This window comes from Pantoea sp. X-Soil-YNGN-775 (assembly GCF_059730575.1).
Window position 1 is genome coordinate 264,675 of record NZ_AP035945.1, and the last position, 22,950, is coordinate 287,624.

At 55.2% G+C, this 22,950-nt stretch carries 20 protein-coding genes and 1 riboswitch; of the genes, 7 read left to right on the forward strand and 13 right to left on the reverse strand.

Annotated elements, in window-relative coordinates; translation table 11 throughout:
* Positions 1-84 precede the first annotated feature (84 nt).
* From AC6I8I_RS01175 to pgi, 7 genes are all read right to left on the reverse strand, one after another.
* The gene (locus AC6I8I_RS01175; RefSeq protein ID WP_312057302.1) at positions 85-1,500 is read right to left on the reverse strand and encodes a hypothetical protein; all 1,416 of its coding nucleotides are present in this window, start codon (positions 1,498-1,500) and stop codon (positions 85-87) included.
* 273 nt (positions 1,501-1,773) lie between these two features.
* The gene (locus tag AC6I8I_RS01180) at positions 1,774-2,568 is read right to left on the reverse strand and encodes an FkbM family methyltransferase (RefSeq protein WP_312760419.1); all 795 of its coding nucleotides are present in this window, start codon (positions 2,566-2,568) and stop codon (positions 1,774-1,776) included.
* Positions 2,569-3,381: 813 nt separating this feature from the next.
* A complete protein-coding gene (locus tag AC6I8I_RS01185; RefSeq protein WP_312057299.1) occupies positions 3,382-5,472 on the reverse strand; it encodes a YjbH domain-containing protein in 2,091 nt (696 codons plus the stop codon).
* The gene (locus AC6I8I_RS01190) at positions 5,472-6,215 is read right to left on the reverse strand and encodes a capsule biosynthesis GfcC family protein (RefSeq protein ID WP_312057297.1); all 744 of its coding nucleotides are present in this window, start codon (positions 6,213-6,215) and stop codon (positions 5,472-5,474) included. Before AC6I8I_RS01190 ends, AC6I8I_RS01185 begins: the two co-directional genes overlap by 1 nt.
* Positions 6,212-6,859, reverse strand: a complete 648-nt coding sequence (locus tag AC6I8I_RS01195; protein WP_312057295.1) for a YjbF family lipoprotein — start codon at positions 6,857-6,859, stop codon at positions 6,212-6,214. The genes AC6I8I_RS01190 and AC6I8I_RS01195 overlap by 4 nt, the downstream gene beginning before the upstream one ends.
* A 195-nt stretch (positions 6,860-7,054) precedes the next feature.
* Positions 7,055-7,303, reverse strand: a complete 249-nt coding sequence (gene yjbE / locus AC6I8I_RS01200; RefSeq protein WP_031375538.1) for an exopolysaccharide production protein YjbE — start codon at positions 7,301-7,303, stop codon at positions 7,055-7,057.
* Positions 7,304-7,870: 567 nt separating this feature from the next.
* Positions 7,871-9,517 carry a glucose-6-phosphate isomerase gene (pgi, locus tag AC6I8I_RS01205; protein WP_312057309.1) on the reverse strand — a complete coding sequence of 549 codons (1,647 nt, stop codon included), beginning with the start codon at positions 9,515-9,517 and terminating at the stop codon, positions 7,871-7,873.
* A gap of 412 nt (positions 9,518-9,929) precedes the next feature.
* Positions 9,930-10,123: riboswitch (Lysine riboswitch) on the forward strand.
* 116 nt (positions 10,124-10,239) lie between these two features.
* Here pgi and lysC point away from each other — a divergent pair.
* The 3 genes from lysC to panS all read left to right on the forward strand — a co-directional run bounded on the left by lysC (position 10,240) and on the right by panS (position 13,625).
* Entirely contained in the window at positions 10,240-11,592 is a 1,353-nt protein-coding gene (gene lysC, locus AC6I8I_RS01210) for a lysine-sensitive aspartokinase 3 (protein WP_312057401.1), read from the forward strand.
* Between the two features lie 221 nt (positions 11,593-11,813).
* Entirely contained in the window at positions 11,814-12,506 is a 693-nt protein-coding gene (gene aqpZ / locus AC6I8I_RS01215; RefSeq protein ID WP_312057400.1) for an aquaporin Z, read from the forward strand.
* A gap of 183 nt (positions 12,507-12,689) precedes the next feature.
* On the forward strand, positions 12,690-13,625 hold the full coding sequence (gene panS, locus AC6I8I_RS01220) for a ketopantoate/pantoate/pantothenate transporter PanS (protein ID WP_312057398.1): 936 nt from the start codon (positions 12,690-12,692) through the stop codon (positions 13,623-13,625).
* A gap of 60 nt (positions 13,626-13,685) precedes the next feature.
* On the opposite strand, the gene AC6I8I_RS01225 is transcribed toward panS, so the two are convergent.
* The 6 genes from AC6I8I_RS01225 to AC6I8I_RS01250 all read right to left on the reverse strand — a co-directional run bounded on the left by AC6I8I_RS01225 (position 13,686) and on the right by AC6I8I_RS01250 (position 19,950).
* Entirely contained in the window at positions 13,686-15,311 is a 1,626-nt protein-coding gene (locus tag AC6I8I_RS01225; RefSeq protein WP_312057396.1) for a Na/Pi cotransporter family protein, read from the reverse strand.
* A gap of 110 nt (positions 15,312-15,421) precedes the next feature.
* The gene (locus AC6I8I_RS01230; RefSeq protein WP_312057394.1) at positions 15,422-16,414 is read right to left on the reverse strand and encodes an ABC transporter ATP-binding protein; all 993 of its coding nucleotides are present in this window, start codon (positions 16,412-16,414) and stop codon (positions 15,422-15,424) included.
* A gap of 2 nt (positions 16,415-16,416) precedes the next feature.
* Entirely contained in the window at positions 16,417-17,202 is a 786-nt protein-coding gene (locus AC6I8I_RS01235) for an ABC transporter permease (RefSeq protein ID WP_312057392.1), read from the reverse strand.
* Positions 17,203-17,213: 11 nt separating this feature from the next.
* The gene (locus AC6I8I_RS01240) at positions 17,214-18,059 is read right to left on the reverse strand and encodes an ABC transporter permease (protein ID WP_312057390.1); all 846 of its coding nucleotides are present in this window, start codon (positions 18,057-18,059) and stop codon (positions 17,214-17,216) included.
* Positions 18,056-18,868, reverse strand: a complete 813-nt coding sequence (locus AC6I8I_RS01245; protein ID WP_312057388.1) for an alkaline phosphatase family protein — start codon at positions 18,866-18,868, stop codon at positions 18,056-18,058. Before AC6I8I_RS01245 ends, AC6I8I_RS01240 begins: the two co-directional genes overlap by 4 nt.
* Positions 18,869-18,888: 20 nt before the next feature.
* Complete coding sequence (locus AC6I8I_RS01250; protein ID WP_497828247.1) at positions 18,889-19,950, reverse strand: ABC transporter substrate-binding protein; 1,062 nt, start codon at positions 19,948-19,950, stop codon at positions 18,889-18,891.
* Positions 19,951-20,166: 216 nt separating this feature from the next.
* Here AC6I8I_RS01250 and AC6I8I_RS01255 point away from each other — a divergent pair, with 216 nt between their 5' ends.
* The 4 genes from AC6I8I_RS01255 to ubiA all read left to right on the forward strand — a co-directional run bounded on the left by AC6I8I_RS01255 (position 20,167) and on the right by ubiA (position 22,851).
* A complete protein-coding gene (locus AC6I8I_RS01255; RefSeq protein ID WP_312057384.1) occupies positions 20,167-20,874 on the forward strand; it encodes a UTRA domain-containing protein in 708 nt (235 codons plus the stop codon).
* Between the two features lie 71 nt (positions 20,875-20,945).
* Complete coding sequence (psiE, locus tag AC6I8I_RS01260) at positions 20,946-21,356, forward strand: phosphate-starvation-inducible protein PsiE (protein ID WP_031375527.1); 411 nt, start codon at positions 20,946-20,948, stop codon at positions 21,354-21,356.
* Positions 21,357-21,442: 86 nt separating this feature from the next.
* Positions 21,443-21,955 carry a chorismate lyase gene (ubiC, locus tag AC6I8I_RS01265; RefSeq protein WP_312057382.1) on the forward strand — a complete coding sequence of 171 codons (513 nt, stop codon included), beginning with the start codon at positions 21,443-21,445 and terminating at the stop codon, positions 21,953-21,955.
* Positions 21,956-22,014: 59 nt separating this feature from the next.
* A complete protein-coding gene (ubiA, locus tag AC6I8I_RS01270) occupies positions 22,015-22,851 on the forward strand; it encodes a 4-hydroxybenzoate octaprenyltransferase (protein WP_497828629.1) in 837 nt (278 codons plus the stop codon).
* Positions 22,852-22,950 lie beyond the last annotated feature (99 nt).

A 22,950-nucleotide genomic window follows, 5' to 3' on the forward strand; every position in this document is an offset into this window, starting at 1 on the left:
ACGTTCGTTTCAAACGCTATCGGATAGCATCTTTTTCACCAGCCTGGTGAGAGATCGATCGCCTGCAGGCACTTGAGAAAATGGTTAATGCTGATATTTTTCAATAAGCGATAATTTATATTGCTTATAGGGCCCTTCTGCGTTTTTAACCGTCGTAACCGCCCAGCAGAAAACATCACTGTTGTGATTAAGATCGATTAGAGAGGCGTTTGCCGGACGGGAAACCATCATCTGCTCCCTCTCCGTCAGCCTATCTAAACTCGCAGACAGCGCTACCTGATCCAGGAACCAGACGTAATTGCCGGCTTTAAGGTTCACATCGATAAAATGTGCTACCACGTCAAAATACTTCTGGGCTACATCATTGGGTTCTGCATACAAAAGACCACCCAGGACCTCCTCCCAGAATGGCGAGGAATTGCCTTTCATTAACAGCAGTGTAGAGGCTGGTGATTCCGGCAGGCTCCAGCGCTTGCGTATCAACACATCTGCATCCAGAACAAGGATTGGCGTATTAAAGTTTTTTAGCGCATAGCTGAGGAAAACGAACCGACGACAGGCGTAAAAAACGTTCATCGCGCCATTAGCAGGGATATTTTCCAGACTTGCAGAGATATGTAACTCAGGCAACTGTTGACGAAGTGACATTACACTATCATTAACTTCATTATCGCTGTTATAGAGATGCAGATGCACATCCAGTTCATCGCGGTTTGTTGCGTAAATCGAATATATCGACGGCAAGGCATGCTCAAAATAATAATGCTTATCGCAAGCTATAAGCACTGTGGTTTTGTTTGTTGATTCTTTTTTAAGTAACCACGTGTAGCTTGAGTAATCAAGGTAATAGCCGCTATCGTTGAGCGGCCGGAAATCTATAAACTTTTCAGGCATACCGCCAGCCTGGTAAAGACCACAGGTTATCATCAGTCTCGTGGTCATATCTCCCACAAGATGTGCGCCTTTCGAAACCAGCAGCTTAATCATATCCAGTGCCAGGATATAGTCTCGCTCCATCAAACTAATGAGCAGAAGTATTTTCAGTACCGGTTCGAATTTATCGATTGCTGAAAAATTTTGCTCAATCAAAGATATTGCAGAACTGATTTCATTAATACGGAATAATATCTGAATTGCGGCAATCAGATAGTTAATATTATTATTGGCTTCAAGAGCGGAACTGAGGTAGTTAATGACCTGGGCGCTCAACCCGGCAGGGAGTTGACGTTGGTATCCTTCATTGTGCTCATCAAGTGCTCCATTTGCAATAGCGATAGCGCAAAGCATTTTTTTTAGTGCGCCATCTTTTTTCACGTCGAGTCCGGTATCAAATGCATGAATGATGGTTTCAGGTTGCTCGTCAGAAATAGTAAATTTGCCACTGAGGATCTTTGCCACAACATGTTCTGGCATAATATCCGCTTCGGGTAGATAAATATCTCGGGTAAAAACATCCCGATAGAATTGGTGCATTCCCTTGATACGTAAAAATTCAGTCATCGACTATGTCCCATAAGGTAGAAACAACAACCTAAAACGTTACTTCTGGAAGAGAAATATATGCATTTTTTCTGTTTCAATAATACGGAGGGTTATTAAATGGCGGTTCATCCATCAGCCAGGCAGAAAACAGTTCTTCGAATTATTCTCATTTTTAAAGAAGAGTTTCAGAACAATTAGCTGAGAACACACTCGATGCAATATGGCTGCCAGAGGGCCAGAACAACAACCCCATAGGTAAGATAACAATCTGATAATAAAGCTGAAGGGTTCTTATCCGATTCGATGTATTTTCTGTAAACATTTTTTTTGGTCGCGCACAAACTCGACTTTAGCCTCATTTGCAGGATGGTGAGCCACATAATCATCCATCTGGATGTGTTCAATCTGGTAACCCAATTGCAAAATAAATGTTAGCAACTCACGTCTTTTTTCGCTAAACCATGGGAGACTCCAGGCTTCAAAAGAAAAAGGTGGGAAATTATTCTGTTCCAGAAAGTTTAATGCGCCTCTCAGCACATCAATTTCTAACCCTTCCACATCAATTTTAAGGAAGCGGACTTTGTTATCGGGGATAATATCGTCTAACTTCACCAGTTGTATGCTATCTTTTTCATTACTCATGGATGCTTGAGTGCCTAACTCAGTACGGAACTGTTCATCCATAGAAAACGCGCCAATATTATGCGTTTTATGGTAATCAGGTACTGCAATGTCTATAAAGCAGGAATGATGACCAACGGCGTAATTAAGCGCGGTAACATTATCCAGTCGGTTAAGGAAAATATTACCACACAATTGATAATAAATGGTTTTTTGTGGCTCAAACGCGTAAACCTGGCCTTTTTGTTTTTCAACCTGTAGTGCTATAGGGACAGTATAAGCTCCGAGGTTTGCACCCAGATCAAAAACGACAGGAGCAATGAAACCCTGAATGAATTCATTAGTGATTGGAACCAACCAGCTTTCCCAATTGCCATGAGTGAAAAGATGTTGAGAAATAGCATCATTCCCGAAAGTTAAAAAACTTCCCTGAGATGAGTTGACGACATGAACTTTCGGTAACATATAATTAACATCCCGGTGGGAAAAATCAATGAGAGCTTCATAGATATTTCCACCTGTTAGCCAGAAATGCAAAATATACAGGAGTAGTCACAAATTTCTCGCTAACGCGAATAATTCGCTAGTATTTAAATGTACCTGTTAATTTCCCAGCTTGTCAGCGTATCCGATGAGTATAAGAGATCATAACACCAGACAATAAGGATAAAAGCGCATGTTTACGAACCTAGTTAGCAGATTAGAACAGTCCGCTGGGTAATGAAATATGTCTGATGATAGCGAAGCAGGGAATGTTCGATAGTTGCCACCACCAAAAATAAAAGCGGGTGTGAATGTTTTGAATTTAAGCTTGATCCAGTCAGCATGCCATTTCAGGGCGTTTTACTTTTCGGTCTGAGCAATAACTTCATTTTTACCATGACAGTGAGCGCTGGCTGGCACCAAATCTCGGCTACGACGCGGACTAAACAAAAAAGCGGCCTGATGGCCGCTTAAGACTACTGACAAACCCAAATTCGGGTGAATCGGGTCGCAAGGAATAAACTCAACGCGCAGGGAACCCGGGCAGATGAGGAAAGCGTCCCGAGCCATGGATGGCGCGGGCCGAGCGGCCAGGGATTGGCATTAGCCTCTTTACGATCTGACCGGGTTCCCTAAGCAGGCTCAGGGAGCATATGTCTTTCGCAAAGACACCACAACGCCCTCCCTGGCAGGCTCAGCGCGGCCATCCCTGGCCCGCTATGCTTTACTTCAGGCGTATGCTCCCATCGCTTTACGTCTGGCAGCCACATGAAGCGGCCCGGAGGCCGCCTCTGTTTAGTTAAAGCGAGCGTCGCGATCCGACGTCAGATCATACAGCTGGTACTTACGGCCCAGCATCTGACCGCCGTCACGCGTCAGCGGCACCCAGTTGACCTGCGCACGACCGCGGGTTGGGGTAACGGTGAACAGATCCATCGGAATCGAGATGTAGAACCCTTTGGTGAAGTCACCTTCGCCATACTCTTCAGACGACACGTTGGTTTTGGTGGCATAAACACCCACCATCACGCCGCTGTCAAAGCGCTTCGACACGTCTACCGTCACGCCCTTATCTTTCGCCAGATACTGACCGACGCTGGTTTTGACCAGCACGTCCTGCATAAACCACGGACGCCAGTAGGCGGTCAGATTGCCGGTGGAAGCTTTGTAACGGGTAAACTGCATCATGTTGTCCCAGTCACGCTGCCGGACATAGTTGGCATCAACGCCCACCGCCCAGTTAGCATCGACCGGACGATAGAGCAGCTCGCCGCCCACGCCGCCATACATGGTTTCGAGATAACCGCCATACAGCTGACCGTAGAAGCCATTGCCGAGGTGGCCCATATAGTTAGCCTGCAGATCGTTAACGTAGACGTTGTTCTCAACGTAGTCGCGGATATGGGTCCGCACGCGGGGCAGGCTGGAGTCCGCCGGCGCGCCGTTGTAGTTGAACTTGTCATAGTTATTAGCGAGGTTGCCGAACAGGCTACCGCCCACCAGCAGGTGATCGGTCAGCCAGTAATCGACGTTACCCATCACGCCAACCTGATACATGTAGAAGCTTTCCGGGCCGCCCACCGACTGATTAAGCACCGGTGACAGACTGTAGTTCAGGCGATCTTTACGAATAAACATTCCCTGCTCAGTCTGACCCGGATCAACCGGATTTTCACGCGTCTGCTGCAGCGGCTGCTCGTGACCCAGCGGATAGCCCGCCAGGGTATTGTGCAGGCTGGCGACCGGCGTCACGGTGGTGACCTGCGGCATATTGAAGCGGGACTCGGTAACGCTGATGGTATCAATGTCCGCCGGCAGATGATTCATGACGATGCGGTTAGCGCGATCGACCCCTTCCTGGGTGTCGCGATATTTGGTCTGCTCGCCCGACACATACAGCGTGTGGCCTTTAGTCTGAATGCGTGGACCGTCGAGTCCGGCATTGTACTTCAGGTCAGTCAGCTGATTACCGACCACCGTCGGCTCCAGCAGCTTCGGCTGAGGCTGCGGGTTATACGCTGGTTTCTCGCTGTCGATGTGCGCCTGACGCAGATCGTTAAAGTTGGTGCGGATGGTGACACCAAACATAAAGGTATTGCCGCGCTCGTAGCTGGCATTGATGTCTGCCCAGTCGGTTACGCGGTAGATGGCTCCGACGTTAACCTTGCTGCTCTGCGTCAGCCGGCCGGCGAAATCATCCTGATAATCGTTGCCTTCATATTCCATCTTAAGCCGCAGCGGCTGCCACGGCGTCTGATACTCGACGCCGCCAAACAGGGCCGTTGGGCCATGGAACATCTGTGAGCCATTGATCGAGCCCGCTTCGCCAACCCGCGGACGCTGACAGTAGCTGTCGCTGTAGGAACAGAACGGGTTTTTAACCGTGCCGCTGTTGCCGAGATAGCCCCAGCCGAGGCCGAGCGTGAAGTCAAACGGGCCCCAGGCTTTGCTGGCGACCAGATATTCGCTGTCGAACAGCCCGGTACCGCCAAGATCGCGGGTGCCCAGCGCCACTTCCGGCAGCCAGAAACCTTCCTGCCACAGACGCAGTTTCAGATCGAAGGCTTTATCTTTGTAACTCTGATTGCCACTGAAGTCTGACACGGCGCTGTACCGGCGGGTACGCACATCGGTATAGCGCACGGTGGTTTCCAGCCACGGGAACAGCTGCAGCGACGCGGAGTAATAGCGGTACTGATCGTTGTCGCGCGCGTTAAGGCTGAACTCGCCTTCTCTGGCCATGCGCGCTGTCGGCACCTGCATCAGGCCAACACCACCGAAATCGGATTGGGAAGGACCCACCGGCGCGGGCCAGGTTTCAGCCTCGACCTGACAGGCTGTCGCCACAGAAACAGCCAACAGGCTGAAGAGATAACGTTTTTTCATCAGTCTGGTATCCGGTGAGTCAGAACGGAAAGGATGCGATTATTCAGGTCGTCATAGGCGCCTGGCAGGCTCCATGATGAGAAGCCCAGCCAGATAATGCTGCCCGGCTCCACCTCAGCATGACGGTGGTTCCAGTACGCAATCGGCACCTGTTGCGTGGCACCTGAGGGGGCGATAACCGTTGCAAAATTTCGTTCCGCGCCGGAAAGGCGTGGGTGATCGGCCAGATACTCGCGCACCGACCGGCCCGGTTGCCAGCTGACCTTGCCCGCGCCGCTCAGGGCGCCGAGCAGTAACACCGAATCAGACCGGGTTTGCAGATAGAGATCGTAGCTGCCTTCAAGGCGGCGATTATCGGCCGGATGCAGACGCACCCAGTCCGGGTCGAGCGAGGTGAACTGCCGGCCGGTAACCTTAATCGCGCTCAGCTGGCGGAGCACCTCATCAATTGCGGCGGCACGGTCGCCACTGCTGTCGGCGCGCCAGGCGCGTAACTGGCCCAGCGTCTGCTGATACTGCTGCTGTGCCACGGCGCTGGCACCGCGTTCGGCAATCACGCTGCTGCGCCAGTCGATTGATTGCTGGAGGGCGGGCTGGCTGACCAGTTGCGCCAGATCGGGCACCTGGCTCAGTTCTGCCTGTGCGCCATTGTGTGGCGCATGTACCGTCACCTGCGCAGCAGCCTGCGCGCCTGGGGTGCTGAGCAGGCTCAATCCGGCCAGCAGGAAAGTGATTTTTTTCATGATTTCGCCGGCTTCAGAATGGTGATGTCTACGGGGAAGGCGTCAGCCGCCAGCATCTGATGGGCCTGCACCACATCGCCGCTGCTGTTATCGATCCAGAACGTGTTTTCCCACTCGCGGTTGCTGCTGTCGAGGCTCACCTGCTCATGCCAGACGCGACAGGCGATACGATTACCTGCCACGGTCAGCACTTCATCGATGCCGCGCTGGAAGGTGGACCGAACCGTCCCTCCGCGGATATTGCCCTGCTCGGTCCACTGCACGATGCGGGTCCAGCTGGCCCCGTTGCTGAGGTGCAGGCTGTCTGCCAGCGGATCCTGCTGCAGATTACTCACGCTAAGCAGGTTGTCGGGGAGTCCCAGCGTTTTAACCAGCCGGCCATGCTGTGTCACCAGCATCGCCTGGTCCTGCGTCACCCATTTCTGCTGGCCGGCTTCGTTGTAGCCAAGCACCACGAAGATGCGCGGGCCTTCATTGAGGCGGGCATAGAGGCTGGCGTAGGGTAATGCATTGACCTGCTGGTCGGTGACGGTGACGTCATCCGGACCGTTAACAGCCAGCATGAGGGTCTGTTCAAGGCCTTTTTGCGTTTGTGTGCAGGCCTGCAGCAGCAGGCAAGCGAGCAGCAGAGGAAGTTGGCGCACTGTGTGTCCCTGATAAGTCATGCCAAAGTAAAAATAACCACACAGGCGTGTGGTTATGTTTAAAGATCCTATACCCGCAGGGTTCGCGTGGCGGTACAGCAGACTGCGTTGCCCGGCAGATCACTCACCGTGGTCAGCGATTCCGCCGTTGCCCGTTCGCCGCTGTCTGACACCCGAACACCTGCTGGGTATCCATCAACGAGTGGTGCTCGTCGTGGTCGTGGTTGTAGTACCGGTATTTGCGCCGTCACCACCGCCAGAAGCAGCAATGCCGAGTCCGACTAACGCGCCAAGTGCGCCGATACCTACAGCGGTCGACGTGCCAGCGGAGATTGCTCCCGCCTGCGCGCCTGCTGCGGCACCTGCGTCTTCCGGGGCTGCAAAAGCACTGGAAGAGACAGCAACGAAAATCAGGGCTGCACCGGCAACCATGGTTTTTTTCATAACAACATTTCCTGCATTGAGTGAATGAAGGATGTCTGATCCGCCACATTCACCGCGCAGTTCACTACGCAGCAAAAGCGACGGACAGTCCCATTGCGGGCGCGTTCAGTATAGGGCAACAAAATACCAGAGTTCAGCAGCGGAAAAAGCAGGTGATCGGACGGGGTAAAACGGCGGGATATTAACTCAGTTTGGATTTAACACCTTTTTATATCGGAATATTTCCGGTTTATGCCGCATATTTCACTGGTCTTAAATCAGATGCAAAGCGGATTGTTCTTTTTTATTTATATTTGGTACGGAATAAGAATAATCAGAATTTACTCAGGATTGCCTTATTTTAATCCCATTATGAATCAAAGAGTAACTGATACGCGGCATGATTTTCAGGTCCACTTTAAACTGGATTGGGTGGGTGTTAATAATGGTATGTTCAGAATTATCTTAGGTAATTTTAAGAATTATCCAACCGGAGCGGCAGGGTAGAAGTGTATAAATTGCCGTATTCAGGCTAAAAATGGGCGAAAAAAGGGCGGCAATACTGCCGCCCGGATATTTTATCGCCAATTAACGCCAGGATTTATAGCGGTTAATTAAGGCATTGGTGGAACTGTCATGACTGGTAATTTGTTCGTCATTTTCCAGTTCTGGCAGAATACGGTTTGCCAGTTGCTTACCTAATTCCACGCCCCACTGATCGAAGGTAAAGATATTCAGAATCGCGCCCTGGGTGAAGATCTTGTGCTCATACAGGGCAATCAGCGCGCCGAGGCTGTACGGCGTAATTTCACGCAGCAGGATGGAGTTGGTCGGACGGTTACCTTCAAACACCTTGAACGGAACAATGTGGGCGACTGATTCGGCCGATTTACCGGCATCGGTAAACTCTTTCTCAACCACTTCGCGTGACTTGCCAAACGCCAGCGCTTCGGTCTGTGCAAAGAAGTTAGACAGCAGTTTTGGATGGTGATCCGCCAGCGCATTGTGGGTGATTGCCGGTGCGATAAAGTCACACGGCACCAGCTTGGTTCCCTGATGGATCAGCTGATAAAACGCGTGCTGGCCGTTGGTGCCCGGTTCGCCCCAGATGATCGGGCCGGTCTGGTAATCCACCGGATTGCCGTCACGATCGACATACTTGCCGTTCGATTCCATATTTCCCTGCTGGAAATAGGCGGCAAAGCGGTGCATGTACTGGTCATATGGCAGAATCGCTTCGGTTTCCGCGCCGAAGAAATTGTTATACCAGATGCCAATCAGCGCCAGCAGCACCGGCAGGTTCTGTTCGGCAGGGGTAGAGGCGAAGTGCTGGTCCATCGCATGCGCGCCGCTCAGCAGCTGCTCGAAGTTATCGAAACCGATAGAGAGAATGATCGACAGGCCAATCGCGGACCACAGTGAGTAGCGACCGCCAACCCAGTCCCAGAATTCGAACATGTTGTTGGTGTCGATACCAAATTCGCCGACCGCTTTAGCGTTGGTCGAGAGCGCCGCAAAGTGCTTCGCGACGTGCTGCTGGTCACCGGCCGTTTTCAGGAACCAGTCGCGTGCGCTGTGCGCATTGGTCATGGTTTCCTGGGTGGTGAAGGTTTTTGACGCCACCAGGAACAGGGTGGTTTCCGGGCTGAGATCTTTCAGCGTTTCGGCGATATGGGTGCCGTCAACGTTGGAGACAAAGTGCATGTTCAGGTGGTTTTTGTAAGGACGCAGCGCTTCCGTCACCATGAAAGGACCGAGGTCAGACCCGCCGATACCGATGTTCACCACGTCGGTGATCGCTTTACCGGTATAGCCTTTCCATTCGCCGCTGATGATGCGCTCTGAAAAGCCCTTCATCTTGTCCAGTACCGCATTGACCTCTGGCATCACATCTTTGCCATCGACCAGAATCGGCGTGTTGCTGCGGTTACGCAGCGCGACGTGCAGCACCGCACGGTCTTCGGTGCGGTTAATTTTCTCACCAGAGAACATAGACTTAATCGCGCCGCTTAAATCGGTCTCTTTCGCCAGCGCCTGTAACTTGTCGAGGGTTTCCTGGGTGATGCGGTTTTTGGAGAAATCCACCAGCATCTGATCATCAAAGGTGGCAGAGAATTTGGCAAAACGATCGGCATCCTGGGCAAACAGGTCGGCAATTTCTACCGATTTCATCTGCTCAAAATGCTGTTGCAGCGCTTTCCAGGCTGCGGTTTGTGTCGGATTGATATTTTTCATGGCAACACTCTTGTTGATATTAAGAACCGTCATTCCATCGGGGGCACATCGTACCCGGTTAGCGTTTCAGTATGACCACAGTTGCTACTGAAAGGAAAAATTTTGTCACCCGGTGCCGGCTAAGCCGGGCGCCGTCACCGGCCAGCCTGCGCCGGAGCGCCAGCATTGGCTGGTGCGGATAGCCTGCAGGCGGCGAACAGATCGCGCGGCGCAAGTGTGGCGTGAACGCGGCGAAAAATCCTTGTGCCGCATCAGGGATTGCTGCACTGGCTGAAGCCATTTAGCACTCTAGTCGCTGTGAAGCGGGTAAATTTGTTTTACGGTGCGCCGCAAAGCAAAATCTGCCAGCCTCTGAGATTGACAGCAGCGCCAGAAACCGATAAATGTATGCGGCTACTTGCGCACCCGTGCGCAAGCCAGAAGAGGCGCGTCGCCCAGGCAGTGTGTTGGAGGAACCGTATCCGGTGAAGACACATGATGGGGAGCGACGCCGAGGTGGGTCAACACGCGGTGTGTTGCCTGTCGGCTACAGGGGCTGAATCCTCTGGGTTGTCACCAGAAACGTCCACAGTCGGACGTTTCGCAAGGTGGGGCGCTTCTGGGTGACTCGTCTACCCGATCTGGTCTGCCCGTTTCTGCTCTTTCCTTGTGCCTGGCTGAAAAAATGTTTCCCGACCGCATTATCGCCGGCGAGAACAAGATAACCTGACACGAGGTCATACATGTCTCAAACTCTGATTGTGGCAAAATTCGGCGGCACCAGCGTAGCCGATTTTGATGCGATGAACCGCAGCGCCGACGTGGTGCTGAATGATGCCAGTACGCGTCTGGTGGTGCTATCCGCCTCGGCGGGCATTACCAATCTGCTGGTGGCACTGGCTGAAGGCCAGCCGCTTACCGAGCGCGCCATCCTGCTGGATGATATCCGCCGTATCCAATATGCCATCATCGATCGCTTACAGCGTCCGGAGGTTATCCGTGACGAAATCGATCGGATGATCGACAACATTGCCATGCTGTCTGAAGCCGCTTCGCTGGCGACGTCGCATGCGCTAACCGATGAGCTGGTCAGCCATGGCGAACTGATGTCATCGCTGCTTTTTGTCGAAATTCTGCGTGAACGCCAGGTTAATGCCGAGTGGTTTGACGTGCGTAAAGTGATGCGCACCGACGATCGTTTTGGCCGGGCCGAGCCGGACGTGAAGCTGCTGGCGGAGCAGGCAATTGCCCAGCTGCAGCCGCGCGTTGAGCAGGCGCTGGTGATTACCCAGGGTTTTATCGGCAGCGAAAGCAAAGGCCGCACCACCACCTTAGGCCGTGGCGGCAGTGACTACACGGCGGCGCTGCTGGGTGAAGCGCTGAAAGCGGCGCGGGTCGATATCTGGACTGACGTGCCGGGCATCTATACCACCGATCCGCGCGTGGTACCGACCGCTAAGCGCATCGACGAAATTACCTTTGAAGAAGCCGCTGAAATGGCGACCTTTGGTGCCAAAGTGCTGCACCCGGCCACGCTGCTGCCGGCGGTACGCTGCGATATTCCGGTGTTTGTCGGCTCGAGTAAAGATCCGGCGGCGGGCGGAACGCGCGTCTGTAATGAGACCCGTAATCCCCCGTTGTTCCGCGCGCTGGCATTGCGCCGCAAGCAGACGCTGCTAACGCTGCACAGCCTTAACATGCTGCACACGCCTGGCTTCCTGGCCGAACTGTTTAATATTCTGGCCCGCCACAATATTTCCGTGGACCTGATTACCACCTCTGAAGTAAGCGTGGCGCTGACGCTCGACACCACTGGCTCCACCTCCACCGGCGACAGCCTGCTGACGCAGGCGCTGCTGACCGAGCTATCGTCGCTGTGCCGGGTTGAAGTAGAAGAAGATCTGGCGTTGGTGGCGATTATTGGCAACCAGTTGTCAAAAGCCTGTGGCGTCGGCAAAGAGGTGTTTGGCGTGCTTGAACCGTTTAACCTGCGGATGATTTGCTACGGTGCCAGCAGCTATAATCTCTGCTTCCTGGTCCCCGGCACAGACGCGGAAAGCGTGGTCCGTACGCTGCATCACAACCTGTTTGAATAGACGCCAGCGCGTCGATCGGGCCGCGGGCGCGCGGCCTGAAAATCATCCCCCTCCCGTTATGCCCACCGCTCAGATTTAAGTCTTATTCTACAAGACGTTAGATTCCCTCATTGCCAAATGAAACCCATTTTATTCAGCAATTTCAGTCACTTTCGTTGCGCTGTCGCTGCGCAGTTTTATAATCCTGCCGCTAAATCAATACACCCATTTTAGGAAATAATATGAAAAGGATAGTGGCAGAGGCACTGGGCACCTTCGTGCTGGTACTGGGCGGTTGCGGTAGTGCGGTGCTGTCGGCGGCGTTCCCCGGCCTGGGCATTGGCTTCATGGGCGTGGCACTGGCATTCGGGCTGAGTGTGCTGATTATGGCCTATGCGGTCGGGCATATCTCCGGCGGTCATTTTAATCCGGCGGTGACGCTGGGCCTGCTGGCGGGTGGACGTTTTCCTGCCTCACAGGTAATCCCTTACATCATCGCGCAGCTGGCAGGCGGTATTGCGGCAGGTGCAGTACTGTATCTGATCGCCAGCGGCAAAGGCGACTTTAACGCCGCCGCCAGCGGATTTGCGGCGAACGGTTACGGTGAGCACTCACCGGGCGGCTTTAACCTGCTGTCAGGCATGATTACTGAAGGCGTGCTGACAGCGATCTTCCTGATCGTCATTATGGGCGTTACCCGCGAACGCGCCGCCAAAGGTGCCGCGCCGATCGCTATCGGTCTGGCACTGACCCTGATCCATTTGATCAGCATTCCGGTCACCAACACCTCGGTCAATCCGGCGCGCAGCACCGCCGTTGCACTGTTCCAGGGCGACTGGGCGCTGTCCCAGCTGTGGATGTTCTGGCTGATGCCGATCCTCGGTGCGGTAATTGGTGGTGTGATCTACCGCGGTTTAGCGGCAAAAGCAGCGTAATTTCGTCAATGATCGGCGGATCGGCAGCAGTCGATCCGCATTTTCCCCTCTGGCCCTATCTGCGCCTTACGCCGTGATAACGAAATGTTATGATCCCGCCTTCGCTTGCGCAGTCGTTCCTGCCGGGCGTATCTCTATGGCAAACCTGCATAAATCATCACATTCTTATAAGGAAGTCTGGCCATGCTCGCCACCGTCACTCGCCTGTTCCCGCTGTGGGCCGTGCTGTTATCTGTCGCCGCCTATTATTCTCCCGCTACTTTCCTCGGCATCGGACCGTGGGTGAGTTACCTGCTGATGCTGATCATGTTTGGTATGGGCGTAACCTTAAATATCGGCGATTTTAAACGGGTACTGACCCGGCCTGCGCCGGTGATTGCCGGTACCTTTCTGCACTATCTGGTGATGCCGTTAGCGGCGTGGGGATTAGCCAGACTGTTTCAGATGCCACCCGATTTAGCCGCCGGGATGATCCTGGTCGGCAGCGTCGCCAGTGGCACGGCCAGTAACGTGATGATCTATCTGGCGAAGGGCGACGTCGCCCTGTCGGTAACCATTTCGTCAGTTTCGGCGCTGGTAGGGGTGTTTGCCACGCCGCTGTTAACGCGTTTCTATGTTGATACCCATATTCAGGTGGATGTGGTTGGCATGCTGCTGAGCATCGTGAAGATCGTGGTGATCCCGATCGGTCTCGGTCTGATCATTCATCACAGCATGAACAGCGTGGTACGTCGGGTTGAACCCTGGCTGCCGGCGTTTTCCATGGTCTGCATTCTGTTGATCATCAGCGCGGTGGTAGCAGGCAGCCAGGGCTTTATCGGATCGGTAGGATTAATGGTGATCGCGGCGGTGATCCTGCATAACGCGATTGGCCTGCTGGGCGGTTACTGGGGCGGTAAGCTGTTTGGCTTCGATGAGTCAACCTGCCGAACGCTGGCGCTGGAAGTCGGGATGCAGAACTCCGGTCTGGCGGCAACGCTGGGCAAGCTCTACTTCTCACCGCTGGCGGCATTGCCTGGCGCGCTGTTCTCGGTCTGGCACAACCTTTCCGGTTCGTTGCTGGCCGGTTACTGGTCCGGTAAACCGATCAATAAGACGTCAACGCGGCACGGCGAGTAACCACCACACCGCAATCTGCTTGCGCCGGGCAATGCCTCGCCCGGCGCTATCGGCCCGCCGTTACTCGTAATCGCGCTCATCATCCGGCTGCTCCAGCACGGTATAGGCGACGCTGCAAAACAGCGAGTTCAGACGCTTCATATCGCCCAGCAAACCCAGATGCAGTGAACTGGTCTCTATGCTCTGTACGTTCTGCTGATGCAGTCGATCGACGTGCGCGTGAGAATAGCGACGAATCATCAGGCGAAAGCGATGCTTGGCGCGGCGCAGGCGTTTGGCGCTGGTGACGTCGTGCGACAGAAACACCGACAGGCTCATGCGCAGATTAGCAATCAACAGTTCCTGCAGCGCCTCCAGCTCCTTCAATCCTTCGGCGGAGAACGCGCGGCCCGCGGCCAGCGACTTATCCGCCACGTCGCCGCTCATTCGCTCAATGATGTCACCGGCCTGCTCCAGGTTAAGCGACATCTCAATAATTTCGCCCCAGCGGCGCGAATCTTCCGCTGGCAGATCTTCTTTTGGCATCCGCGCCAGATAGAGCTTGATGGCGGTGTAAAGCACGTCAACATCATCATCGAGCCGCCGCACCGTACGTTCCTCACGCGGTTCGCCATGCACTACTTTGTTGAACGCTTCCAGCATCTGTTCCAGCACATCGCCCATTCGTAGTGCTTCACGGGCGGCATTGACCAGCGCCAGCGCCGGGGTGTCCAGCGCGCTGCGGTCCAGATGTTTAGGCTTCAGGTGCAGATCGTTTTCCACGTCATCAGATATCAGCCGACGGCACAGACGCGCCATCAGGTCGGCAAACGGCACCATCGCCACGCAGCGGATCAGGTTGTAAAACACATGGAAAAAGATCACCAGCTCTTCATCGTTAACCGGCAGATTATCCAGCCAGTCTGCCACCAGATTAACAAACGGCAGGATCACCACGCAGCCAATCAGCTTAAACAGCAGGCTGCCGAGGGCGACGCGCTTGCCCGCTGCATTAGCCGTGCTGGCATTGATCATCGCCAGTAAACCGCTACCGAGGTTGGCACCAATCACCAGGCAGAGCGCCACCTTAAATGAGATGACGCCGGTGGCGGTCAGCGTCGCGGTAATCAGCACCGCCGCCAGGCTGGAGTAACTGATGATGGCGAAGACGGCACCAATCAGCGCATCCAGCATAATATCGCCGGTCAGGCTGGAGAACAGAACCTGTACCCCGGCGGCCTGGGTAATCGGGCGGGCGGCTTCGACAATCAGCTGCAGCGCCAGCAGAATCAGGCCAAGCCCGATGCTGGCCCGGCCGAGCTGACCGGCCCGGGTCTGCTTACGGCTGAGAAAAAACACCACGCCAAAGAAGATGAACAGCGGCGACAGCCAGGAGAGGTCAAAGGTCAGGATTCGCGCCATGATGGCGGTCCCGACGTCAGCACCCAGAATCACCACCAGCGCCGGCGTCAGGCTGACGAGGTTCTGCGCCACGAAAGAGGTCACCAGCAGCGTAGTAGCATTACTGCTCTGCACCAGCGTCGTCACGCCAATGCCGGCCAGAAACGCCATCGGCTTTTTCTCCACGCTGCGGCTCAGTACCCGGCGCAGATCGGCACCATACACCCGCATTATGCCGGTTCGTACAATATGGGTTCCCCACACCAGCAGGGCGACAGCAGAGAGTAAATTAAGCAGGGTTAACACGTCGCGATGCTCCTCGACCATCAGGCTTTAAGCAGCACAGACTGCCAGCCTGACGGAGAGAGCAATCTGTGAAGGGGATTGCCGGGCTTTGCGTGAATTTTTCCTGTGTTTTAAGCCACCTGGCGCAAAGTCGACATCTCTAACTGTAGACCAATCTGCTGTCCGGCGGGGTGTAATTCCGCAGCGGATCGGTTCAGGACATCGACAGAAAGTTCCACTCCCTGCGCCCGGATGCGGTAGCGAATCACGTTGCCCAGCAAGGTGTGGCTGAGAATTTCGGCCGGAATGCCGAGGTCTGGCGCGGTGAACCGCATCGACTCGGGGCGGATGGCCACCTGGCTGTGGAAAGACTGGCCGGTTAACTGCGTTGCCTGTTCGGCGCTCAGCAGGTTGTAGTTGCCAATAAAACCGGCGGCAAACAGGTCGACCGGCTGGGTATAGAGCGCTTCGGCGTCGCCATTCTGCACAATTTTGCCGCGGTTCATCAGCACGATGCGATCTGACAGCGTCAGCGCCTCCTCCTGATCGTGGGTAACGAACAGAGTAGTGAGATTCAGCTCGCGCTGGATGCGACGGATCTGATCGCGCAGATGACGACGGATGCGTGCATCCAGCGCTGACAGCGGCTCATCCAGCAGCAACAGACGCGGGCGGGTGACCAGCGATCGGGCCAGCGCCACCCGCTGACATTGTCCTCCCGACAACTGATGCGGGTAGCGGCGCGCATAGTCGGTAAGTTCAACCAGCTCCAGAACCTCCTGCACCCGCTGACGAATTTGCGCCTCCGGCAGCTTCTGCATCTTCAGGCCAAAGGCGACATTTTTCTCCACTGTCATATTGGGAAACAGCGCGTAGCTCTGAAATACCATGCCGATGGCGCGCTTCTGCGGGGCCAGCGGCACGATATCCTTGCCCTCTATCACGATCTCACCGCTGTCGACCTCGGTTAAACCGGCCAGACAGCGCAGCAGCGTCGATTTGCCGCAGCCGCTCGGCCCGAGCAGCGTCACAAACTCTCCTTCGGCGGCGCTGAAATTGATCTGCTCGAATATCGTCGTCGGTCCATAGCGCTTATTCAGTTGTCTGACCTCAAGGTAGCTCATACTCAGCCTCGTTCTGGATTCAGGGCATTGGCCAGCCAGGTGACCAGCAGCACCACAAAAAAGTAGGAGATCACCAGCGCGCTGGTGAAGTGACCACTGCCGTTACGCATGTTGTAGAGGTAAACCTGCAGCGTTTCATAGCGGTTGCCGACCAGCAGGTTAGCGAATACAAACTCACCGATCAGAAAAGAGAAAGAGAGCAGGACGGCAATCAGCATCCCTTTACGCAGGTTAGGCAGCACCACCCACAGCGCCGCCTGCCAGGTACTGGCACCGAGTAACTGGGCAGCATCGATCAGCTCTTTCAGGTTGATCGCCTGCATATTGTTGGCCAGCGCGCGGTAAATAAACGGCAGCGCAATAGTGAAGTAGCAGCCAATCAGGATCCACGGCGTACCGGTCAGCATCAGCGGTGAAGAGGAGTAGAGCTGCAGCAATCCGACCGATGACACCACCGGCGGCACGGCGAAAGGCATCAGGATCAGGATGTTCATCACCGCATCGAGTCGCGGATAGTAGTAAGCGATTACAAACATCGCAGGCAGCACCAGTACTAGCGAAAAAAGCAGGGCGCCGAAGCAAATCAGTAAAGAATGGCCCAGCGCGGTCAGAAAACGGCCATCGCTCCAGAGCTGGATAAACCATTTCAGGCTGTAGCCTTGCGGCAGAATGGTATTACTCCAGTCGGACGACAGCGCGTACAGCAGCGTCGCCACCAGCGGCAACGCCAGCAGAATAAACAGTAACCAGACCATCACCCGATGATAGAGATGTTCGGCGCGCGACATGACAGCTCCTTTCATGGCTGTTTAGCGTTGAGGTAGCTACGGCGCACCAGATACTGCTGTATCAGGGTGATCAGCGCCATAATCGCCACCAGTAGCATCGCCAGGGCGCTGCCGGTGTTGGGATCGAGCGAGATATCCCCTGACACCAGTGCGGCAATCCGCACCGGCACCACGTTAAAATTGCCGGTGGTCAGGGCATAAATGGTGGCATAGGCCCCGAGCGCATTGGCCAGCAGAATGACGAAAGTCCCCAGCAGCGCCGGAAACAGAATCGGCAGGCCGATGTGCCACCAGTAGCGCCAGCGGCTGGCACCCAGCAGGGCGGCGGACTCCTGCCACTCGCGTTTCAACCCATCAAAGGCGGGATAGAGCAGCAGCACGCCCAGCGGGATCTGAAACCAGGTGTAGACCAGCACCATACCATTGCGCGAAAACAGCCTGAACGCGTCAATGACCCCATAATGACGCAGCAGCAGGGTCAGAAAACCGTTCAGCCCCAGCAGGATCACAAAGGCGAACGCCAGTGGCACACCGGCAAAGTTGCTGGTCATGTTGGTGAATGAAATCAGGAAGCGCTGCAGGCGACCGCCGCCAAGCTGATGCAGCGAATAGCCGGTCAGCAGCGCAATCAGTAAGCCATATACGCTTGACCAGAAAGAGATATCCAGCGAAAAACGAAACGCCTGCTGATAAAACGGCGAACTCAGAATGTCGACATAGTTGTCCCAGCCCCAGCGCGTGTTCATCTCACTCCAGAAGCTATTGATAGTGATCCACAGCAGTGGGGCGAGCTGAAAGGCCATCCAGAACAGGGCAAACGGCAGCAGCAGAAACAGCGCTAGCACTTTTCCCTTCATGCGCGTCGCTCCGCCAGCAGCCCGCGACAGAGTGGCTTATCGTGCGGCACCCCGAGCAGCTCGCACAGGGTGCCGCACAGGTCGGTTTGCTGCGGCAGAAGGTCGGGTTGCAGCGAGAAAGCCGCACCGAAAACGAACAGTGGCACCTGAGTCTCTTCCGGCAGGATGCCACCGTGTGAGCGATCGTCGTTCATGCCGTGATCGGCGGTCACTATCACCTGATAGCCTTCGGCCAGCCAGCACGGCATCCAGAGCGACAGCAGGCCGTCCGCTATCCGCGCCCGATTGCGGTATTGCAGTGACGAGAGGCCGGATTTATGGCCGGCATCGTCAATGTTCATCGGATGAATCAGCAGGAAGTGCGGATCATGGCGCAGCCGCAGGCTTTCGGCATCTTCAAACAGGTGCGAATCGGGATAGCTATCATCAGAGTAGAAATGTCCGTACTGAATCGGCAGCTCCGGCGTATCAGTATGACGATCGCGTGCCGCCACGAACGGCGTGCGGTTATACAGTTCACTGACCCAGTGGTAGGCGGCGGCGGCCGTGGTCAGCCCGGCAGCGCGCGCATAGTGAAATACGCTGCGCTCGCGGCTTAAACGGTTGACGCCGTTATGAATAATACCGCTTCTGACCGGCGTTACGCCGGTCAGAATGCACTCATAAAGCGGGCGCGACAGCGAGGGCAGTTCACAGGTCAGACGGTAATAGTGACCGTTGCCCTGCGCACATTCGGCGTGCAGATAACCCATTGCATGTTGCGCGACCTGATTGCTCAACCCGTCCAGCACCACCAGGATAGTCTTCATTCCGTTCTCCTTGCCGCGATTTACTGCTGCATATTGATGACGACATTTTCCTGCCACAGGCGCGGCAGCATTTTCGAGGACTTATCCCAGGCGGCCTGATCGTGGATTGGACGGGCATTTTTGTATTCAGACTGCGGCAGCAGGCGAGCCTGAACATCGGCAGGCAGGGTCAGATGCTCGGCACGGATCGGGCGGGCGTAACCTTTCGCCAGATTGATCTGACCCTGGTCTGAGAAGATATATTCGCGCGCCAGTTTGGCGGCATTCGGATGCTTCGCGTATTTGTTAATAATGGTGGTATAGCCAGAGGTCACGGAGCCGTCAGACGGGATCACCACTTCGTAACGATTTTTATCGATCTGGTCGCGATAGTTCAGGCCGTTAAAGTCCCACACCACCGCCATTTGTACTTCGCCTTTTTCAATGTTGGCAATCACCGGATCGGTGACGCCCAGCCGGCCTTGTTTAGCCAGGTCGGCAAAGAAGGCCAGCGCCGGTTTCAGGTTCTTCTCATCGCCGCCTAAAGCGTAGTTTGCAGCCAGTACGCCATTAGCAGCCTGAGCAGCCACACCGACGTCGCCGATAGTAACCACATACTTACCTTTTTTGAGATCGGCCCAGCTGTGCGGAATATCTTTAACCTGCTGCTTGTCGATCAGAAAGGCGATGGTGCCGGTATAGGCCAGCGCCCAGTTCCCCTCTTTGTCTTTGGCCCAGTCGGGGATTTGATCCCAGTGGCTCGGTTTATAAGGCTGAGCAACGCCTTTCGCCACCGCCACCGGGCCGAATGCCGCGCCCACATCACCGATATCGGCGCTGGCGTTCTCTTTTTCCGCGTCAAACTTCGCCAGCTCCTGGGCAGACGACATGTCAGTGTCGCTGTGTTTCAGGCCGTATTTGCTGCTGATGTCGTTCCAGGTATCTTTCCAGTTGGCCCAGCTGTCCGGCATGCCGACGCTGTTAACCTGACCTTCACTGCGCGCGGCTATTTCCAGCGCGGCAAGGTCGTTATCGGCAGCCTGCGCAACGGGCAGGGCGAGCACTACAGCACTGGCTACTACAGAGGCGATAAACGCTTTCATCTCAGTTGCTCCGGGTGTAAGTTGATGGGCCTGGCTGGTCTAGTCCAGCAAGAACCGAGCCAATGTAGCCCCTGTATATGAACGATTTATGACAAAGCGAGGGCGCGTGGCGGATAGCGGATGGCAAGCCCGCAGCGACTCAACGCGGCAGGCAGGGTCTGGGACGCTTATCTGAACGGTTACAGTGCGAAATCGCACCAAAATGAGGCTACTGTTGTGGAGTCGATAGCACTCAAAACGGCGGACGTAATCGCCAGCGTCTTGCTGAGCCGCATACAGGCCGGTGAGTTCAGCGGCGGGCGACTGCCTGCGGAACGGGCCCTGAGCGAGGCATTTGGCACCACCCGCATTACCCTGCGTGAAGCGTTAGGCAAGCTGGAGGCGCAGGGAATGATTTACCGTGAACTGCGCCGTGGCTGGTTTATCGCACCGCCACGACTGATCTATAACCCGCTGCATCACAGCCATTTTCATGCCATGGCGACGGAGCAGGGGCGTCAGGCGACCACCGAAGTGATCGCGGCTGAACAGGTCGCGGTGCAGGGCGCGATAGCGACAGCGCTGCTGCTGGCACCGGGATCAACGGTTTACCGCATTCGCCGCCTGCGGCGCATTGACGGACGGGCGGTGCTGTACGTTGAACATTACCTTAATCCGCGTTTTTTCCCCGGCCTGCTGGATGAAGATCTTACCCGTTCACTGACCGATCTCTATGACCAGCGCTACGGTATTCGCTATGGCGGGGCGCGCTTTACCATTCTGCCCGGCCCTTTGCCGGAGATCGCCGCGCCGGCGCTGAACGTCGCGCCTGGCAGTCCGGGCTTGCTGATTACCCGGATTAATCGCGATCGGCAAAAACGGGTAATTGACTGCGACTGTGAATACTGGCGCTACGATGCGCTGTGTGTTGATGTCGAAGCCTGAGGGCCATATTGTGATTCAGGTCACACTCACGCATGATAGCGTCCGCTACTAACTCTCTTCTGAGGCGCTACATGAGTGACAAGAATCCCCTGGCCCGCCACCTTGCGACCGTATTGCAATGGGTGCTGAATCTGGGTCTGCTTAGCCTGGCGATTATCCTTATCGTTTTTCTCGGCAAAGAAACCATTCACCTGGCTAACGTGCTGTTCAGCACCGGTGAACAGGCATCGTCCTATCTGCTGATAGAGGGAATTGTGATTTATTTCCTCTATTTTGAGTTTATCGCTTTGATTGTGAAATATTTCCAGTCTGGCTATCACTTCCCGCTACGCTATTTTGTCTATATCGGCATCACCGCGATCATTCGCCTGATTATTGTCGATCATAAAAATCCTTTCGACACCCTCTGCTACTCTGCCGCGATCCTGATTCTGGTGGTGACGCTGTGGCTGGCGAACAGCAACCGCCTCAAACGTGAATAAACCCTCTGCCGTCTGTAACGACAGCAGGTGTTCATGCCGCGACTCTGCGCTAAACTGACGCCCTGAAAATTTTTGGGAGTGGTGCTATGTCGCAAGACGCGCTCAGCTTATTACGTGCGCTTAACTGGCTTTCACCGACGCAGGCTCCGCTTGCGCCGTCGCTGCTCGACTGGCTGATGGAAGAAGACTCCATGACGCGCCGTTTTGAGCAGCATTGCCAGCAGGTGACGGTAGAGCCGGTACGTGAAGGCTTTATTGATGCCAGCGAGTTGGGAGAAGAAAAAGCCTTTTTACCGGACGACAAACGCTTCTGGCTGCGGGAAGTGCTGCTGTTCGGCGACGGTGAACCCTGGCTGGCTGGCCGCACGCTGGTACCGGAAAGCACCCTGAATGGCCCGGAGGCGATGTTGCAACAGCTGGGTACGCGTCCGCTGGGGCGTTATCTGTTCTCCTCTTCAACCCTAACCCGTGATTTTATCGAGCCGGGCAAGGTTGATGCGCTGTGGGGACGCCGCTCGCGTCTGCGGCTGTCCGGCAAACCGCTGCTGCTGACGGAACTGTTTTTACCGGCTTCACCGCTTTATCGCGATCTGGCCTGAGGAAATCTGTGGTGGAAAAGAGCTTACACATCAATAAATGGCAGGCCTATAGCCGCCTGATGCGCATTGATAAGCCGATCGGCACCCTGTTGCTGATGTGGCCCACCCTGTGGGCCTTATGGCTGGCTGATATGGCGATCCCGCCGCTTCCGGTGCTGCTGGTGTTTGTTGCCGGCGTTTTCGTGATGCGCGCCGCCGGCTGCGTCATTAACGACTTTGCTGACCGTAAGGTGGATGGGCATGTTGAGCGGACCAGGCATCGGCCTTTAGCCAGCGGCGCGGTCAGTGCCAGAGAAGCCAAACTGCTGTTCGCCGGGCTGGCGCTGGTGGCGTTTGCGCTGGTGCTGACCATGAATCTGATGACGATACTGCTTTCGGTGGTCGGTCTGGCGCTCGCCTGGGTTTATCCGTTTATGAAACGCTATACCCATCTGCCGCAGGTGGTGCTGGGGGCCGCGTTTGGCTGGGCGATTCCGATGGCCTGGGCGGCAGTTAGTGAGTCCTTACCTTTGGTCTGCTGGCTGGTATTCTTCGCCAACATTTGCTGGACGGTGGCCTATGACACCCAGTACGCGATGGTGGATCGCGACGATGACCTGAAGATTGGCGTTAAGTCGACCGCGATTCTGTTTGGCCGTTTCGACAAGCTGATAATCGGCCTGCTGCAACTGGCAACGCTGCTGCTGATGGCGTGGGTTGGCATGTTGCTGCAGCTCAACGTGGCGTTTTACGGGACGCTACTGCTGGCGGCTGGCCTGTTTATTTACCAGCAAACGCTGATCGCCCGGCGTGAACGCCCGGCCTGCTTTAAAGCCTTCCTCAACAACAACTATGTCGGGCTGGTGCTGTTCCTCGGTGTGTTGATGAATACCCCGCCGTTTAGCCAACTGTGGTAATCGTGGTGATCGACAGGCCGGGCGGGTTGCAGGCGGGCTAAGAACCGATGCGATTCAGCGTGACGGGACTCAGCGTACAGTTCAGGCAATTCGTCAGGC